Here is a 17358-nt window from a genome sequence, read left to right as displayed (position 1 = left end):
GACTCGATCGGTCGGCGACGGGCCTAGCGACGGGGCGCGATGACAGAGCACGAGGACATCCGGGCGTACTGGGCTGCCCGCAAGGGCCGGAGCGGCGGCACCGCGTTCGACGCCCACCGCCGCTCGTCCCGCCGCCCCGCCGTCCCGAACGCCCGCTCCGGGTCGCCGTCGTCCGCCGACCGGGAGCAGCCGCCGGCGGAGTCGTCGGACCAGTCGGACCAGTCGGCCCCGTCGGACCCGTCAGGGGCGTCGTCGCCGCGGCGGTTCGAAGCCGATGTCCGCGTCACCGTCCTCGTCGACCCCGGCTACGACCTCTCCGCCTCCGTGGGCGCCCTGCGCCGTGGCGCCGGTGACCCCACCTTCCGCCGGACGCCCGACGGCGCCCTGTGGCTCGGCTGCCGCACGCCGGCCGGCGACCCCGGGACGCTGCGCCTGCGCCGCGCCACCCCGGAGACGGTCGACGCCGAGGCCTGGGGCCCGGGCGCGCCCTGGCTGGTCAAGACGCTTCCGGACCTGCTCGGCCTCGGCGACACCGACCAGGTCCGCGCCGAGTTCGCCGAACTCGTCCGCGGACAGGGCAACCGGCAGCTCATCGACTCCCTGCGCCGCAACGCCGGGCTGCGCGTCATCCGCAGCGGCCGGGTCTGGGACTCGATGGTGCCCGCGGTGCTGGAGCAGCGCGTCACCGTGCAGGAGGCGCACCGCGCCTACCAGATCCTGGTCCGCCGCTACGGCGTCCCGGCCCCCGGCGCCCCGGCCGACGTGCGTCTCCACGTCTCGCCGGCGCCGCGCGAATGGGCCATGATCCCGTCCTGGGAGTGGATCCGCGCCGGAGTCGACGGCAAGCGCTCCCGCGCGGTCCTCGGGGCGGCGCGCGTCGCGGCCCGGCTGGAGGAGACCGTCGGGATGGAACGGGACGAGGCGGCGCGCCGGATCCGCACGGTCCCGGGCATCGGCGTCTGGACCGCCGCCGAGGTGATGCACCGCGCGCACGGCGACGCCGACGCGGTCTCGGTGGGCGACCTGCATCTGCCGCGCATCGTGTGCGGCGCCCTCGGCGACCCGGCCGGGCACTGGGACGACGACCGCATGCTGGAGCTCCTGGAGCCCTATCGCGGCCACCGCTATCGGGTCAGCGCTCTGTTGTATCGCTGAGCCGCAGGCCGGTGTGGTGCTCGACCACCCGGGTCAGCATCTCGACCAGCTGGTCCCGCTCGGCCGGGGACAGCGGCGCCAGCAGCGCCTCCTGCGCCCCGGCCACCTCCGCGTCCAGCTCCGCCAGGAACGCCTGGCCCTCCTCGGTGATCCGCACCAGGTTGCGCCGCCGGTCCACCGGGTCCGGCGTGCGCTCCAGGCAGCCCCGGTGCTCCAGGTCGGTGACCGCCGCCGTGACGTCGCTGCGGTCCAGGCCGATCCGCCGCCCCAGGTCGGCCTGGCTGGTCGGCCCGCTCTCGGCCAGCGCCGCGAGCAGCGAGAAGTAGGAGCGGCTGGTGACGCCGGCGGCGTGCATCCGCTCGCCGATCAGCCGGTGCCCCTGGTTCGCGGTCTGCCCCAACAGCCAGGTCGCGCGGTCGCGCAGGCGGGCGGGCGTGCTGAGCGGATCCATGGGCGCAGCCTACTTCCGGGCCGGGGGTTGACAGAAGTCGTTGGTGAGACCAACATTGGTCTCGCCAACGAAAACGTTGGTCGGGCCAACGGAATTCCGGGCCCGGGACGCACAGGGGAGAGCACCATGACCGGCTACGACATCCAGACCCTCGCCGACCGCGCGGAGATCGCCGACCTCTTCACCAAGCTGGGGCGCTGCCTGGACGAGCACCGCTTCGACGAGCTGCACGAGCTGTTCACCGAGGACGTCGTCGGCACCACGCCCGGCGGCACCCAGACCGGCCGCGACGCCCTGGTCGGCCAGGCCCGCCGCAACCACGAGGACTACGACCGGCTGACCCACCAGTTCACCAGCGTGCTGGTGGAGGTCGACGGCGACCGCGCGACCATCCGCGCCTACGTGACCGGCTCCTTCGGGCACGCCGCCGACCCCCGGCCGGAGCGGGTGCTCACCGGCCTGTACCGGAACAAGGTCGTGCGCACCGGGGCCGGCTGGCGGATCAGCGAGCTGACCGTCGAGCCGAAGTTCCGGGTGGAGGCGCCGGCCGAGGGGTCGGGCGAGCGGTCGGGCGAGGGGTCGGGCGAGACGTCGGGCGCGGCCGCGGCGGCAGTGCCGGCCGCCGCTAGCGCACGGTGATGAAGGGACCGGGATCCCGCGGAGGCTGCTGAGGGGGTGCCTCCGCGGGCTTCCCCACCACGATCACGCCCAGCGGCGTCCAGTCGGACGGCAGCTCCAGGGTGTTCTTGACGGTGGCGGAGTCCGCGGCGACCCAGGCGCCGCCCAGGCTCTCCGCCGACAGCGTCACCAGGAAGTTCTCCACGGCGGCCCCCAGGGCCGCGACGGCGAACTCCGAATCGGCGGTCCGGCACGGCACCACCGCGTACGGCGCGCGCTCCAGCAGCGGGTCCGCCAGCGCGTGGGCGAGCGACTTGCGGGCCGTCTCCGACTCGATCAGCGCGAACCGCCACGGCTCCGAGCCGTCGGGCGAGGCCGCGGTCACCGCGGCGGCGACGGCGCGGCGCACCGCGTCCCCCGGGACCTCGTCGGCCGTGAACGAGTCCGTCTCCCGGCGCCGGAGCACCGCCTGGCGCATGGCCTCGGACGTCCCCAGCGAGAACATGTCGTTCTCCGCGGCCCGGATCAGCGGCCGGACGCCCGGCCCGGGCTCGGCCCGCACCAGCTCGGCGAGCCCGCGGATCAGCGCCACCGGCACCCCGTCGGCCTTGCCCTTCACCACCTCGCCCGCCGCCGCCAGCTCGTCGACCACGGCGGCCGCCGTCACCAGCAGCTCGTTGCCGAAGACGTCGGTCGACCCGCGGTGGTCCACCAGCGCGTCGACGTAGGCGCAGCCGATCGCGACGTCGGTCTGGCCCTCGCGCCACGGTCGCCCGAAGGTGTCGGTGACGATCACCCCGATCGCCGCCCGGTACCGGTCGCGCAGCGCGTCGGCCAGGTCCAGCGCCGAGCCGTCCGGGTCCTCGGGCAGCAGCAGCACCGTTCCGGCCGGGGTGTTCGAGGCGTCCACGCCGGCCGCCGCCATCACGAACCCGTGCCGGGTCTGCACGATCCGGGTCGGGCCGCGCCGCGCCACCAGCCGCACCATCTCGGCGTCGATCGCGGCCTCGCGGTCGTCGGCCCGGACCAGCCGGCCCTCGGCCTTGGACAGGATCTTGGAGGTGACGCACAGGATGTCGCCGTCCCGCAGTCCCAGCCCGGAGGCGGTGAGCGCGGCGTCGATCAGCGCCGCCACGTCGTCGCCCGGCCCCACCTCGGGGATCCCGGCGACGGCGTGCACCGTGTAGCCGGCGCCGGCCACGGCTCAGGCCTCCGGCCCGGCGGCGGGCCCGGCGAGCTCGGCGGCCAGGTCGAGCGCGGCCTGCGCCATCGCCCGCGTCGCCTCCGGCGAGGACATCAGCAGCGGGACCGCGCGGCAGGCGATCCCGGCGGCCTCCACCTGCGCGACCGCCGCGCTGTCGGCGTCCGCGTCGACCAGCCAGCCGTCCAGCAGATCGGCGCCGTAGTGCCGGGCGACCGCGGCCGCCGAGACTTCCACACCGACCGCCGCCAGCACCTTGTCGGCCATGCCGCGCACCGGCCCGCCGCCGACGATCGGCGACAGCCCCACGACCGGCGCCGCGGCGTCGGCCACCGCCTGCCGCAGGCCCGGGATCGCCAGGATGGTGCCGACCGACACCACCGGGTTGGACGGCGGCAGCACGATGACGTCCGCCTCGCCGATCGCCTCCAGCACGCCCGGCGCCGGCTTGGCGTCCTCCACGCCGACCGACACGATCGCGTGCGCGTCCGGGGCGTGCATCTTCACCCAGTACTCCTGGAAGTGCACCGCGCGGCGCCCGCCCGGCGCGTCCGCGTCGTCGACCACCACGTGCGTCTCGACCCGCTCGTCGGTGGCGGGCAGCAGCCGCACCGGCAGCTCCCAGCGGGTGCACAGCGCCTCGGTCACCGCCGAGAGCGGGTACCCGGCGCCCAGCATCCGGGTCCGCACCAGGTGCGTGGCGATGTCCTTGTCGCCGAGCGTGAACCAGTCCGGGCCCACGCCGTAGGCCTTGAGCTCGTCGGCCACGCCGAAGGTCTCCCCGGCCCGGCCCCAGCCCTGGCCCTCGTGGATCCCGCCGCCCAGCGTGTACATGACGGTGTCCAGGTCGGGGCAGATCCGCAGGCCGTGCATGGTCATGTCGTCCCCGACATTGCCGATGACGGTGATCTCGGCCGCCGGGGCGGCGGCGATGAGGCCGCGGAGGAACCGGGCGCCGCCGACTCCTCCGGCCAGGGCTGTGATGCGCATACGGGCCAGTATTTCAGGAGGCGAAGCGCTGCCCGGCGGCGTCCCACCGCAGCACCGCCGCCCCGGCCCCGGCCTCGGTGCTCCGCGCGCGGGCCGCCGCCGCCAGATCCGCCAGCGTGACCCGGGGTTCCGGTATCACGATGTCCGGATGCGGCGTCGCGCCGAGGAACAGCGCGACCAGGTCGGGCGCCAGCGTGTCGGGCAGCGGCGCGGGCCGGCGGGCGGTCGTGCCCGGCAGCGTGGACGAGGCCTGGATCGGCATAGGGGGTACTCCGCTATTGCTTCCGGCAGGCGAGGCCGGAGGGGTCGGGTCTGCGGGGGTCGGTCAGCTGGAACAGCGACAGCGACAACACAGACCACGACACGACTCCAGGACGGAGTCCGACGCGGCACGCGCAGCGGTGACCACGGCCGCGGCGGGGAGCAGGCCCCGGCGGCTCTCGGCGGTCACGGTGTGCGCGTTCATGATGGCTCCACCCCACCCGGAGGCCGGGGTCGCTGTCAAGCGCGGTCCGCATGCCGGGTCGCGTATTAGCTCCAACAGGTGAATCGCGTGGTCGCTACCAGATCCCGGCTTGACGGCCCGGTAATGACGCGCGTGTAATTTCAAACGTGTCGTGATGATCTCCGCACGGGGAGTGATCTTCCTCTTCGGCGGACCAGGTAGGGCCAGGAGGCGTGCGGTGGCCGAGGCCGCGGAGTACACACAGAGCGCGGACGAGGCATGCCACGCGGAGGTGTACCGCATCTACCCGCTCCACAACGGGGTCGATGAGGACCGGGGGTGGCAGTCGAGGGCGCTGTGCGCGCAGACCGACCCCGAGTCCTTCTTCCCGGAGAAGGGCGGGTCGACGCGGGAAGCGAAGAAGATCTGCCTCAACTGCGAGGTGAAGGCCGAGTGCCTCACCTACGCGCTGGCCAACGACGAGCGGTTCGGGATCTGGGGCGGCCTGTCCGAGCGCGAGCGCCGGCGGCTCAAGCGCGCCGCGGTCTAGCGCGGGCGGCTCGACGCGCCGTGGTCCGGCGCGGGCGTCGGCGTCGGGCAGCCGCTCCGGCGGTGGCGCTGGCGGTGGTGGCGGTAGTGGTGGCGCTGGCGCCGACGTCGGGCCGGGCGCGCCGTCGGCAGACCGGGCACCGCCGCCCGTTTTTCTCCCCGGCGCCTCCCCACGTTTCCCGGCGTTTCCCCTTTGCGCCAAACGCAATTCGGGCATAACGGCATAGCCTGCCGACGTCTCCACGGCCTCGCGTATGGTGGACCCTCAGTCCGCCCCGGATGCGGGGATCAGCCGAGACCGGGAGTCGTGCCAGCGCAGCATGTCCCAGTACCCAGACTCCGGATACCGGACCAGCGGCTTGACCGCCCCCGGGTCGTCCGCACCAGGGGCCTACGGCGCCCAGCCCGGCGGGACCGGGCAGTTCGCCGTGGCCGACGCCGACGCCCGCCGCCGGGCCGCCGCCGAGGCGGCCGTCAACGCCTTCCCCCAGCACGTGGTCACCGCGGTGGTGGTCGCGCACGACGGCGCGCGCTGGCTGGAGGAGTCCCTCAAGGGCCTGCTCGGCCAGCTCCGGGCGCCGCAGCGGATCCTCGCCGTGGACACCGGCTCCAAGGACGACTCGCTGGCCATCCTGGACGAGAACCTCGGTCCGGAGGCGGTGCTGCAGGCCAAGCGCAACACCGGGTTCGGCACCGCGGTCAACCACGCCCTGAAGGCCGCCCCGGTCGCCGACTTCGACCTCGCCGGCCGCGGCGACGCCCCGCTGGTGGAGTGGCTCTGGCTGCTGCACGACGACGCCGAGCCCGCGCCCGACGCCCTGCTGCGGCTGCTGGAGATCGGCGAGTCGCACCCGAACGCCGGCGTCGTCGGCCCCAAGATCCGCGGCTGGTACGACCGGGAGCAGCTGCTGGAGGTCGGCGTCACCGTCACCAGCGACGGCCGCCGCTGGACCGGCCTGGAGCCCGGCGAGCACGACCAGGGCCAGCACGCCGAGCCGACCCGGGTGCTCTCGGTGTCCAGCGCCGGCATGCTGATCCGGCGCGAGGTCTGGGACCGCCTGCGCGGTCTGGACCGCGCCATCCCGATGTTCCGCGACGACCTGGACTTCTGCTGGCGGGTGAACAACGCCGGCTGGGACGTGGTGCTCGCGCCCAAGGCCGTGCTCTGGCACGCCGAGGCCGCCGCCCGCGGGGAGCGGCGGATCAGCGCCGGCGTCTCGCGGCCGCACTTCGAGGACCGGCAGCACGCGCTCTACGCGGTGACCGTCAACCACCCGGGCCGGTTCCCGGTCCTGACCTTCCTGCGGCTGTTCTTCTGGTCGCTGCTGCGGGCCATCGGCCTGGTGCTGAACAAGGCCCCGCTGAAGGCCGCCGACGAGGTGCTGGCCGCCCTGGCCTACGCCGGCCGCCTGGACCGCGTCATCCGGGCCCGGCGCGCGCGGGCCCGCACCCGCGCCCGGCAGCCCGTGGACCTCTCCGACCTGTTCCCGTCCCGGATGCAGGTGTTCCGCCACAGCTTCGAGGCCGCGTTCGAGGGCTTCCGCACCCGGAACCAGCGCGAGGAGGAGAACGCCCGGGGCTCGGTGGAGTCCGGGCCGGTCTCGGAGGAGGCCGAGTCCTTCGACTCCGGGACGCCGTGGCTGGTCCGGGCGGTCCGGATGCCCGGCAACTTCGTGTGGATCGCGCTCACGGTGCTGATGATGGTCTCGGCCCGAGAGGTCCTCACCGGCGGCCGGCTGATGGGCGGGGCGCTGCTGCCCGCGCCCGACGGCGCCTCCGACCTGTGGCACGACTTCTTCTCGGCCTGGCACGGCGTCGGGACCGGGTCCACCGCGCCCGCGCCGCCCTACCTGGCCTTCGTCGCCCTGGTCGCGACCGTGCTGTTCGGCCACGCCAGCCTGGCGGTGACCGTGCTGCTGCTCGGCTCGGTGCCGCTGTCCGGCCTGACCGCCTACGCGGTGCTCAAGCGCACGGTCGACGCCGGCCCGCTGCGGGTCTGGGGCTCGATCGGCTACGCCGTGCTGCCCGCGGCGACCGGCGCGATCTCCGGCGGCCGGCTGGGCTCGGCGGTCGGGATCGTGCTGCTGCCGCTGGTCGCCTCCGGCGTGCTGCTCGCCATCGGCGGACCGGGCCGCAAGGGCTCGGTGCGCGCCGCCTGGCCGGCCGCCTTCGCCATCGCGGTCGGCATGGCCTTCGCCCCGATCCTGTGGCTGCTCGCGGCCCTGCTGGCGATCGGCGCGACCGCCACCGTGTTCTGGCGCTCGACGGCGGACTTCGCCACGGTGCTGTTCCGCCTCGCGGTGCTGCTGGTGACGCCGATCGCGGTGCTGATGCCGTGGTCGCTGAAGCTGGTGCAGCACCCGACGGCGTTCCTGCTGGAGCCGGGGCTGGCCCCGGTGCCGGCCCGCCAGCCCGACCCGACGCATCTGCTGCTGGCCAACCCCGGCGGCCCCGGGACCTACACCTGGTGGTTCACCGGCGGGCTGCTGCTGGCCGGGCTCGCGGGCCTGCTGCGCACCGGCCCGCGCCGCCGGCTCACCTTCGCCGGCTGGACCCTGGCGCTGGCCGGGTTCGCGGCCGGGCTGCTGGCGCTCCAGGTGCACCCGACCGGCCTGGCCGGCGGCCTGCCGCAGCAGCCGTGGAGCGGAGTGCCGACGGCGGCGGTCGGCTTCGGCCTGATCGTGGCCGCCGTGATCGGCGCCGAGGGCGCGCGCGCGTACTTCCGGGTCTCGCACCTGAGCTGGCGCCAGCCGGCCGCCCTGGTGGTGGCGCTGGCGGCGGTGGCGACCCCGCTGGCCGGGGCCGGATGGTGGGTGACGCACGGGGTGAGCGGCCCGGTGCAGCGCGCCTCGGCGGACTTCCGGCCGGCCGTCGTGTCGGTCCAGTCCGAGCTCCCCGACCAGCCGCGCGCGCTGATCCTGGGGTCGGGCGCGCAGACCGCGATCGGCTACGGCGTGGTGCGCGACGCGGGCGCCTCGCTCGGCGACGCCGACTACCTGGTCCCCAAGGCCGACGCGGCCCGGATCGACAACCTGGTCGGCGGGCTGCTCTCGGACTCCGGCGGCGGCGAGCTCCAGGGCCTGGCGAACATGGGCATCCGGTACGTGGTCGGGATGAAGACCCTGACCCAGGACTACGTGCGGATCCTGGACTCGACGCCGGGCCTGGACCGGCAGTCGCAGATCGAGGGCGTCAACCTCTGGAAGATCGCCACGCCGGCGGCGCGGCTGTCGCTGCGCGGCCCGGGTTCGGAGAACCCGAAGGCGCTCCAGGTGACGGCCGCCAGCGACCGGTCGATGACCGGCACCCTGGTGACCGGCGGCGACGGCCGGACCGTGGTGCTGGCCGAGGACGCGGACTCGAACTGGTCGGCGAAGCTCGGCGGGACCGTGCTCAAGCCGACCACCGTCGACGGCTGGGCCCAGGGCTTCGAGGTGCCGGCCGGCGGCTCGGGCACGCTGACCGTCACGTACTCGAACGTCTCGCGGACCGCGTGGCTCGCGGCCGAGGGCCTGTTCTTCCTCTTCGCGCTGATCATGGCGCTGCCGACCGGCGGACGGGCCGAGGAGGGCGGGTCCGACGCGGACGAGTACGTGCCGCCGGCCGCCCCGGTGCCCGCGCAGGCGACGGAGCCGGCCTACGAGACCGAGTACGAGACCGAGTACGAGGCCGAGTACGAGGAGGAGCAGGAGGAGTACCAGACCCCTGCCCCCGCCCACGGGTACGCGACGGAGTACTCGGCCTACGAGGACGAGTACGGGCGCCAGGGGACCGGGGAGTTCGAGCGGCCCGCGGAGTACACGTCCTACCAGGACGGCTACGAGCAGCCGGATCAGTATGCGCAGCCTGACGGGTACGCGCAGCCGGATCCCTATGCGCAGCCCGATCCTTACGCGCAGCCCGACCCCTACGGGCAGACCGACAGCTACGGCCAGACGGATTCCTACGGGCAGCACCCCAACCCGTACGCGCCGTCCGATCCCTACGCCCAGCAGACCGCCGAGCCCGAGGAGTACGGCGGCTACCTGCGCCCGGGGACCGGCGAGTACGAACGCCCCGACTTCGAATCCGATGACTACCGGCAGGGAGGCTACCGATGACCCGGCCGAACCGTCCTTCGCGAGCCTCCGCCGGGGAGCGTTCGTCGCGGACCGCGCGGACTTCCCGCGCCCCCCGCACCGCCTCCCCGGGTCCGGCCGCCAACGCCGCGCCCCGCCCGGCCCCGGGCACGTCCCGGGCCCGCGCGCTGGCCAGGCGCCGCAGCTCGCCGGTGTCGACCTTCGGCGCGCTCGGCGTCGTCGCCGCCGTCCTGCTGGCCGGCCTGGGGTACGGATTCTCCACGCGGGACCAGAACGTGGCGGCCATCACCCACACCAGCTCGCGGAACCTGCCGGTGGGCAGCGCGACCGCGGTCTGCCAGGGGCAGATCGGCGCCGGGTCGGACACCTCGACCACGCTGACCGCCTTCAGCCCCGGCGGCACCGCCGCGACCGGAACCGGAGCGGCCGCGGCCGGCGGCACCCCGGCGGCCGACGGCGCCACCGTCCAGTACGTCGACGGCAAGGCCTTCGACCCGCTGAAGATCGGCGCGGTCGGCACCCGGTCCACGGCGCAGCAGGTGGCGCAGTTCACCTCGGTGACCGACGACGCCGGGCTGCCGCGCACCGTGCCGCTGGTGATCCAGGCGAGCGGGTCCTACGCGCCCGGGTTCAGCGCCGCCGAGCTGCTGCGCAGCGACACCGGCGGGAAGCGCGGGCTGGCCGGGTCGCCCTGCACCACCCCGGGGACCGACTTCTGGTTCGCCGGCGTCTCGATCGGGACCACCGACCGCGACTCCTACCTGGAGATCGCGAACACCGACTCCGCGCCGGCCTCGGTGAACCTGACGTTCTTCGGAGCGGACGGGCAGATCGACACCGGCACCGTCGGCCACGACATCACGGTGCTGCCGAAGACGTCGATGCAGTACCTGCTGAGCACGGTGATGGGGCTCAACGCCCCGAAGACCGGGGTGGCCAGCGTGCACGTCACGACCACGCAGGGCCGGATCGCGGCGCAGGTGCTGGACACCGACCGCAACCTGACCGGCGGCAAGGACGGCCGGGGCTTCGACTTCATCCCGGCCCAGGGCCCGAACCTGGCCCAGCAGCCGACCCAGACCATCCCCGGGATCCCGGCGCCGGGCCAGACGCTGAGCAAGTTCGAGCTGGTGCTGACCGCCACCAGCACCCAGCCGGTGTCGATCGACCACATGTACTGGTACGGCAAGAGCGGCCGGTTCGAGATCTCCGGCCAGACCGCCGACCCGGCCCAGGGCTACACCAAGCGGGACGCGCCGCTGAGCCTGACGCCGGGGCACACCGTGGTGCTGGACATGAAGGACGCGGCCCGCGACCCGGACGAGGCCGCGACGCTCCAGCTGGTCGGCAGCGGCGGACCGTTCGTGGCCGGGGTCCGGCTGGTGGAGAACGACTCCAAGAGCAACACCCAGGACACCGCCTACCTGTCCCCGACGACCGCGGTCGGCGGCCTGGCCGTCGTCCCGGACAGCAACATCGGCGGCGCGGCCAAGACCGCGCTGCTGCTGACCGCCGCCGGGGACAAGGGCGCCACGGTGCAGGTGACCACCGTCGGCCAGGACAACAAGCCGGTGTCCGACACCGTCCAGATCGGGGCGAACAGCACGGTGGCCTATGTGCCCAAGGCGACTGGCTGGTTCACGACCGTCGTGCAGCCGCAGGCCGGCGGCGACCCGGTGTACGGGGCGCGGGTGCTGACCGACCTGCCGGCCAAGGGCGGGATGCAGGCGACGGTCCAGGAACTGGCCGAGGCCCGGGTGCTGGTGGCGGTGCCGCCGGTGGCCGGGGACCTGTCGGGCGCCGTCGTGCGGTGAGCCCGTCCGGGAGCGAAGCCGCCCGACGGCTGCGCGCTCCCGGCATGGGACACCCGGCACCGGGCACCCGGCCGACAGACGTCAAGGGCCGGCGGCGATCCTCATCGCCGCCGGCCCTTCGCGTTCGCTGCCCGTCACTCCTCGTCGCGCCCCTGGTCGACCTCGTCCGGCTCGATCCCCATCAGCTCGGCGACCTGCTCGACGACCACCTCGTACACCAGGTCCGCCAGCTCCGGCCGGCCGGCCGCGCGGGCCTCGACCGGGCGCCGGTAGATCACGATGCGCACCGGCTCGCCGGGGCGGTCGGCGAGCACCCGGCCCAGCGGGACGGCCTCCTCGCTCCAGTGCTCGGCGTCGGCCGGCGGAACCTCCTCGACGGCGAGTTCCACCTCGGACAGCCGGGGCCAGCGGCGCTCCAGCCGCTCGACCGCGTCGAGCACCAGCTCGTCGAACTGTTCGGCGCGGGTGAGGGCCAGGGGGACCTGGGGTGGCGCCAGCGGGCCGCGCAGGCCTCGCCCCCGACGGTCGCGCGTGTGCTTCCGGCGGCGGGGCTCCGGCCCGGCCCCCGACCTGATCGAGGCTGTGATGGGCACGGGTCGAGCGTAACCGGGGAAGGGGCGCTCGGCGACAGTCATTCCGGGCGTGTCTTGGCCGCGGCGAGCTGACCAGGCGTTATCGCGGTGATGTTGCTCTCGGTAATGGTCCCACAGGACTGGACCACCTCATCGGTCCCGGTGGTCCCTCGGGTCACGCGTCGGGGTCGGGGAGGGCGCGCAGATGGGTGCGGGGACGGGACAGCACGGCGGAGTCGGAGCCGTCGTGCGGCCGGCGGGCCGCCTCCCGGACCGCGTTGGCCAGCGCTTCGAGGTCGTCGGAGGAGGGCCGGACCGGTCCCGGATCGGGTTCGGCCAGCCGCAGCACGGCCCAGCCGCGCGGAGCGGTGAGGCGCTGCGAGTGCTCGGCGCACAGGTCGTAGCTGTGCGGCTCGATATAGGCGGCGAGGGGACCGAGGACGGCGGTGGAGTCCGCGTACACGTACGTGAGCGTCGCGACGGCCGGACGGCTACACGCGGTTCGCGAACATCTGCGGGCTGGGCTCACTTGGTGGAGATTAGCGCTTGGCGGGCCGGTTGGAACACTGGCACGCCCTATGTTCTCTTCCGGGTCGTCCGGCCGGGCTCCGGCTGGTGGTCCGGCTGGTGGTCCGGCCGGAGCCCGGCCGCGGCCCGGCCGGTCCCGCGTGCCGTTCGGCACGCCGGGCCCGAGATAGGCTCGACGCGGTGCACGCACGTCGTCCAGATCGGGAGAGCGGAGTCCGATACCGAGTCGTCGGCCGCGATCCCGGCCTGACCGCCGGGTCGTCGAGCCGCCGTCGCGCCGCCCCTTGAGCGGCGAGCGACCCCGCCCCGACAGCGGCTCCACCACCGACACCGATAAGGAGAGCTTCCGTGATCGAACCCTCCCTCCTGGAGATCCTGGCCTGTCCGAAGTGCCACGCCCCGCTGCGCGAGGAGGCCGAGGCCTCGAAGCTGGCGTGCACCGACCCCGAGTGCGGCCTGGTCTACCCGGTCCGGGACGGCATCCCGGTGCTGCTGATCGACGAGGCCGGCAAGGCCGCGTAAGGCGGCGGGACCCCGCGAACCGCTACATTCGACAACGCAACGTCAGCCGACGAAACAGGAGAAACGCCGTGAGCGTCCTCACTCCGAGCGACTACAAGGTCGCTGACCTGTCCTTGGCCGAGTTCGGCCGCAAGGAGATCACTCTCGCCGAGCACGAGATGCCCGGCCTGATGGCGATCCGCGCCGAGTACGCGCAAGCGCAGCCGCTGCGCGGGGCGCGGGTGTCCGGGTCCTTGCACATGACCGTGCAGACCGCCGTGCTCATCGAGACCCTCGCGGCCCTCGGCGCCGAGGTGCGCTGGGCCTCCTGCAACATCTTCTCCACCCAGGACCACGCCGCGGCCGCGATCGTGGTCGGGGCCGGCACGCCCGAGGCGCCGGCCGGCATCCCGGTCTTCGCCTGGAAGGGCGAGACGCTGGAGGAGTACTGGTGGTGCACGGAGCAGATGCTCCGCTGGCCGGACGACGGCGACGGCGTCACCGGTCCGAACATGATCCTGGACGACGGCGGCGACGCCACCATGCTGGTCCACAAGGGCACCGAGTTCGAGAAGGCCGGCGCGGTCCCGGACGCCGCGGCCTCGGACAGCGAGGAGTGGCAGGTCTTCCTGTCCCTGCTGCGCCGCTCCCTGGCCGAGGACGGCAACCGCTGGACCGCGGTCGGCGAGCGGATCAAGGGCGTCACCGAGGAGACCACCACCGGTGTGCACCGGCTGTACGAGATGGCCAAGGAGGGCTCGCTGCTCTTTCCGGCGATCAACGTCAACGACTCGGTCACCAAGAGCAAGTTCGACAACAAGTACGGCTGCCGGCACTCGCTGATCGACGGCATCAACCGGGCCACCGACGTGCTGATCGGCGGCAAGGTCGCGGTCGTCTGCGGCTACGGCGACGTGGGCAAGGGCTGCGCCGAGTCGCTGCGCGGCCAGGGCGCGCGGGTGATCGTCACCGAGGTGGACCCGATCTGCGCGCTCCAGGCGGCGATGGACGGGTTCCAGGTGGCCACCCTCCAGGACGTGGTGGGCAGCGCCGACATCTTCGTCACCGCCACCGGCAACAAGGACATCATCATGGCCGCCGACATGGCCGCGATGAAGCACCAGGCGATCGTCGGCAACATCGGGCACTTCGACAACGAGATCGACATGGCCGGTCTGGCCAAGGTCCCGGGCGTGGTGAAGACCGAGGTCAAGCCGCAGGTCCACACCTGGACCTTCGCCGACGGCAAGACCATCATCGTGCTCTCCGAGGGGCGCCTGCTGAACCTGGGCAACGCCACCGGCCACCCGAGCTTCGTGATGTCGAACTCGTTCACCAACCAGGTGATCGCCCAGATCGAGCTGTTCACGAAGACCGAGGAGTACCCGATCGACGTCTACGTGCTGCCCAAGCACCTGGACGAGAAGGTGGCGCGCCTGCACCTCGACGCGCTCGGCGTGCGGCTGACGCAGCTGACGCCGGACCAGGCCTCCTACATCGGCGTGGCGGTCGAGGGCCCCTACAAGCCGGAGCACTACCGGTACTGATCGGTACTGACGGTACCGGCCGGTACTGATACGCCCGCTGTCCAGCCCCGAACCGGTCTCGACCGGTTCGGGGCTGTTCGCTCACTGCGGCGGCTTGAAGCCCTCGGCGGACGGTCCGGTGCCGCCCTCGGCGGGGGAGCCGTCGGCCGTGGGGGAGGGGACCGGATCGGAAGCCCGGTCCGGGACCCGGTCTGCGACGGTGTCCGGGACCTGATCCTGGACACCGGTTCGCACCGGGTTCGGATCCGGGACCTGATCCTGGACGCTGGTTCCGGCCGGGTCCGGATCCGGGATCCGATCCTGGACACCGGTTCGCACCGGGTTCGGAACCGGGTCCGGCCCGCGCGTCGCCGTCGCCGTTGTGGTCGGCGGTGCGGGCAGCCGCCCCAACTGCGGGTCCGCAGGACCCTGCCAGCCTCCGCCCACCGCCCGCGCCGCCGGGTTTCCGGCTCCGGCGCCCGCCCCCGCGTAGGCGGGGTACCGCGCCTGCGCGCGCTCCCAGGCGGCCCGGCGCTCGGCCTCCGCGGACCGCATCTGCCGGACCCGCCGCTCGGCGGTCACCGCCGCCAGGTAGGCCCACGGCGGGGTGCCGGCCGGCGGGACCGCGACGTGGCGCACGACCTCGCTCGCCAGCTCGTACCCCATCCGCGCGGCCACGTCGGGCCGCATCTCGTGCATGCGGGTCAGGTACTGGCGGGCGGCCAGCGCCACGTCGTCCGGCAGCGCCGACAGGTCCAGCCGCTGCGCCCAGCCCAGCAGCGGGTACGGCATCGCCAGCGCCGCCATCCCGGCCGCGCTCACTCCGGCGTCCGGCGCCCGGTCCCGCACGACGACCGTCCCGGCCAGCACGTCGCCGGTCCGCCGGCCCTGCTTGGAACAGAACGAGGTCACCACCGCGAGCACGCCGGCCGTGGCGTAGATGTCGAAGATCCCGGTGAGCGCGCGCACCAGGGCGTGGCGGAACTTCACCGGACCGCCGTCGGCGCGCACCACGCGCAGCCCGAGCGCCATCTTGCCGAGCGTGCGCCCGCGGTTGACCGTCTCCATGAACGCGGGGTACCCGACCAGCACCACCACCGTCATCACGATCGCGAAGCCGGCCGCCACCGCCTCGTCGCCGGTCGCCGCGACCAGGCCGAGCACCATGGCGAGCACGGCCGCCAGCCCGAACTGGACCAGCAGGTCCAGCAGCCGGGCCAGGGCCCGGCTGGGCAGCTTCGCGAGCCTCAGGTCCAGGGCCACGCCCTCGCCGATGACCAGGTCGCTCAAGATCGCCTTCTCCACTCCACCGGTGACGTTGTTGCGGCAACCGTAGACCGCTCATACGGTGGGCGCACAGTCTCCCGCCGGAGATTCCACAGACAGTCAGGGGTCGTCCGACGTGGACATCGACGCATTCGCCGCGGCACACCACCGGGAGTGGGGCCGCCTGGCCGATCTGTCGAACCGCGGCCGGGTCCTGGACGGCGCCGAGGCCGACGAGCTGGTGGCGCTCTACCAGCGGGTCGCGACGCAGCTCTCGCTGGTGCAGTCGGCCGCGCCGGACGCCGTGGTGGTCGGCCACCTCTCCGCGCTGTTGGCCACCGCGCGCGGCGCCATCGCCGGTCCGCGGGTGCCGGCGTGGAAGGAGATCCTGTACTTCTTCACCGACGGCTTCCCCGCCGCCCTGTACCGGGCGCGGCGCTGGTGGATCGCCACAGCGGTGCTCTCGCTCGTCGCGGCCTTCTTCATGGGCTGGTACATAGCCGCGAACCCGCGGGTGCAGACGGAGCTGGCGCCGGCGGATCTGGTGAACGGCGTCTTCCAGCCCGGCGGGCAGTTCGAGACGTACTACACGGAGTTCAGCCCGGGCTCGTTCGGCTTCAAGGTGTGGGTGAACAACGCCTGGGTCTCGGCGCTGGCCCTGTTCGGCGGCGTCACCCTGGTCTTCCCCTTCGTCGCCATGTACATGAACACGGTGAATCTCGCGGTCGACGGCGGATTCATGGCCGCCCACGGCCGCTTCGGCACCTTCTTGTCCCTGGTCGCCCCGCACGGACTGCTGGAACTCACCGCGGTCTTCGTCGCCGGCGGCTGCGGAATGCGGATCGCCTGGGCGCTGCTGGCGCCGGGGCCGCGCACCCGCGGCGAGGCCCTGGGGGAGCAGGGCCGGGTGCTCGGCACGATGGCCCTGGGACTGGCCTGCGTCCTGCTGGTGTCCGGCTCCATCGAGGGCTTCGTGACCGGGCACACGCCGGCCGCCGTCCGGCTGTCGATCGGATTCACGGCGGAAGCACTGTTCCTGGTATACGTCTTCTACTTCGGGCGGCGTGCCGCACTGCGGGGCGAAACAGGCGATGTGAGCAGGGCGGACAGAGGCGACACCCTTCCTACGAGGGCTTAGTCGCCCGACCGGTCCGATCAGCGAACCGATGGTTTCAGTCCTCTGAGTGATGGGTAGACACCGCCGATTAGGGCGGAGCCTCAGACGTGTGCCATACTGAACAGGTTCCCCTCCAATGAACCAGCTTCAACCTCCGGGTTGACACTCGTGTTCGGGGAGCGTAAGTTAGAGGGGTTGCTGTCAAGCAGGGAAGCGGGCGAGAGCCCAAAAAACCATGCTAGAGTAACCGAGCCGCCAGGGCAAGGCTTCGAAAAAGAATCCCGAACTGGCAATCGCAAAAGAAAGTCTGGCTCTGAATTTCAAGAGCTAAACTGAAATTGCGAAGAACGCAGCGGATCTGCTAAGATCTAAAGCGAAGCAAGACAAGAAAGAAAAACAGTAAGACGAAAACAAAATGCAAGACCTGACAACGCCGGGTCGCGAGCGGTCGGAACGAGCAGTTCCGGTACGGGTGGTTCGGGCGTCTGTTTCTTGAGAACTCAACAGTGTGTGACAGATTGTGATGCCATGGACCTCAGCGCCAGC

Annotated in this window: 15 protein-coding genes; 8 read left to right on the top strand and 7 right to left on the bottom strand. The window is 73.1% G+C overall.

Annotated features, from left to right (window positions below; genetic code table 11):
• Nucleotides 1–39: 39 nt before the first annotated feature.
• Entirely contained in the window at nucleotides 40–1155 is a 1116-nt protein-coding gene (locus ABD481_RS37195; RefSeq protein WP_344670561.1) for a DNA-3-methyladenine glycosylase family protein, read from the top strand.
• On the opposite strand, the gene ABD481_RS37190 is transcribed toward ABD481_RS37195, so the two are convergent.
• Nucleotides 1133–1606 carry a MarR family winged helix-turn-helix transcriptional regulator gene (locus tag ABD481_RS37190; protein WP_344670560.1) on the bottom strand — a complete coding sequence of 158 codons (474 nt, stop codon included), beginning with the start codon at nucleotides 1604–1606 and terminating at the stop codon, nucleotides 1133–1135. The two genes, ABD481_RS37195 and ABD481_RS37190, sit on opposite strands and share 23 nt — an antisense overlap.
• A 126-nt stretch (nucleotides 1607–1732) precedes the next feature.
• On the opposite strand from ABD481_RS37190, the gene ABD481_RS37185 reads away from it, so the two are divergent.
• Nucleotides 1733–2245, top strand: coding sequence for a nuclear transport factor 2 family protein (locus tag ABD481_RS37185; RefSeq protein ID WP_344670559.1), 513 nt, complete (start codon nucleotides 1733–1735; stop codon nucleotides 2243–2245).
• On the opposite strand, the gene ABD481_RS37180 is transcribed toward ABD481_RS37185, so the two are convergent.
• From ABD481_RS37180 to ABD481_RS37170, 3 genes are read right to left on the bottom strand one after another with little or no spacing between them, the layout of a single operon-like run.
• Entirely contained in the window at nucleotides 2232–3425 is a 1194-nt protein-coding gene (locus tag ABD481_RS37180) for a coenzyme F420-0:L-glutamate ligase (RefSeq protein WP_344670558.1), read from the bottom strand. The two genes, ABD481_RS37185 and ABD481_RS37180, sit on opposite strands and share 14 nt — an antisense overlap.
• A 3-nt stretch (nucleotides 3426–3428) precedes the next feature.
• A complete protein-coding gene (cofD, locus tag ABD481_RS37175) occupies nucleotides 3429–4415 on the bottom strand; it encodes a 2-phospho-L-lactate transferase (RefSeq protein ID WP_344670557.1) in 987 nt (328 codons plus the stop codon).
• A 13-nt stretch (nucleotides 4416–4428) separates the two neighbouring features.
• On the bottom strand, nucleotides 4429–4677 hold the full coding sequence (locus tag ABD481_RS37170; RefSeq protein WP_344670556.1) for a hypothetical protein: 249 nt from the start codon (nucleotides 4675–4677) through the stop codon (nucleotides 4429–4431).
• Nucleotides 4678–5152: 475 nt separating this feature from the next.
• Here ABD481_RS37170 and ABD481_RS37165 point away from each other — a divergent pair, with 475 nt between their 5' ends.
• The 3 genes from ABD481_RS37165 to ABD481_RS37155 all read left to right on the top strand — a co-directional run bounded on the left by ABD481_RS37165 (nucleotide 5153) and on the right by ABD481_RS37155 (nucleotide 11302).
• Complete coding sequence (locus tag ABD481_RS37165) at nucleotides 5153–5410, top strand: WhiB family transcriptional regulator (RefSeq protein WP_194896374.1); 258 nt, start codon at nucleotides 5153–5155, stop codon at nucleotides 5408–5410.
• Nucleotides 5411–5729: 319 nt separating this feature from the next.
• Entirely contained in the window at nucleotides 5730–9509 is a 3780-nt protein-coding gene (locus tag ABD481_RS37160; RefSeq protein ID WP_344670555.1) for a glycosyltransferase family 2 protein, read from the top strand.
• Nucleotides 9506–11302 (top strand): DUF5719 family protein, encoded by a 1797-nt coding sequence (locus tag ABD481_RS37155; protein ID WP_344670554.1) that lies wholly within the window; start codon nucleotides 9506–9508, stop codon nucleotides 11300–11302. The genes ABD481_RS37160 and ABD481_RS37155 overlap by 4 nt, the downstream gene beginning before the upstream one ends.
• Before the next feature lie 134 nt (nucleotides 11303–11436).
• Here the strand turns inward: ABD481_RS37155 and ABD481_RS37150 are convergent, their stop codons facing one another.
• Together ABD481_RS37150 and ABD481_RS37145 are read right to left on the bottom strand one after the other, a co-directional pair.
• Nucleotides 11437–11937 carry a metallopeptidase family protein gene (locus ABD481_RS37150; protein WP_425559384.1) on the bottom strand — a complete coding sequence of 167 codons (501 nt, stop codon included), beginning with the start codon at nucleotides 11935–11937 and terminating at the stop codon, nucleotides 11437–11439.
• 112 nt (nucleotides 11938–12049) lie between these two features.
• On the bottom strand, nucleotides 12050–12403 hold the full coding sequence (locus ABD481_RS37145; RefSeq protein WP_344670552.1) for a DUF3499 domain-containing protein: 354 nt from the start codon (nucleotides 12401–12403) through the stop codon (nucleotides 12050–12052).
• A 347-nt stretch (nucleotides 12404–12750) separates the two neighbouring features.
• On the opposite strand from ABD481_RS37145, the gene ABD481_RS37140 reads away from it, so the two are divergent.
• Both ABD481_RS37140 and ahcY read left to right on the top strand, forming a co-directional pair.
• Complete coding sequence (locus ABD481_RS37140; RefSeq protein ID WP_344670551.1) at nucleotides 12751–12924, top strand: Trm112 family protein; 174 nt, start codon at nucleotides 12751–12753, stop codon at nucleotides 12922–12924.
• 68 nt (nucleotides 12925–12992) lie between these two features.
• On the top strand, nucleotides 12993–14450 hold the full coding sequence (gene ahcY, locus ABD481_RS37135; protein WP_344670550.1) for an adenosylhomocysteinase: 1458 nt from the start codon (nucleotides 12993–12995) through the stop codon (nucleotides 14448–14450).
• 81 nt (nucleotides 14451–14531) lie between these two features.
• Here ahcY and ABD481_RS37130 read toward each other — a convergent pair whose 3' ends face one another.
• Nucleotides 14532–15719, bottom strand: coding sequence for an RDD family protein (locus ABD481_RS37130; RefSeq protein ID WP_344670549.1), 1188 nt, complete (start codon nucleotides 15717–15719; stop codon nucleotides 14532–14534).
• Nucleotides 15720–15831: 112 nt separating this feature from the next.
• Between ABD481_RS37130 and ABD481_RS37125 the strand changes: the two genes are divergently transcribed.
• Nucleotides 15832–16833, top strand: a complete 1002-nt coding sequence (locus ABD481_RS37125; RefSeq protein WP_344670548.1) for a stage II sporulation protein M — start codon at nucleotides 15832–15834, stop codon at nucleotides 16831–16833.
• Nucleotides 16834–17358: the final 525 nt, after the last annotated feature.

The sequence above is a fragment of the Catenulispora yoronensis genome, from assembly GCF_039531695.1.
Taxonomy (GTDB): domain Bacteria; phylum Actinomycetota; class Actinomycetes; order Streptomycetales; family Catenulisporaceae; genus Catenulispora; species Catenulispora yoronensis.
This window is presented reverse-complemented; position numbering and strand designations above follow the sequence as displayed.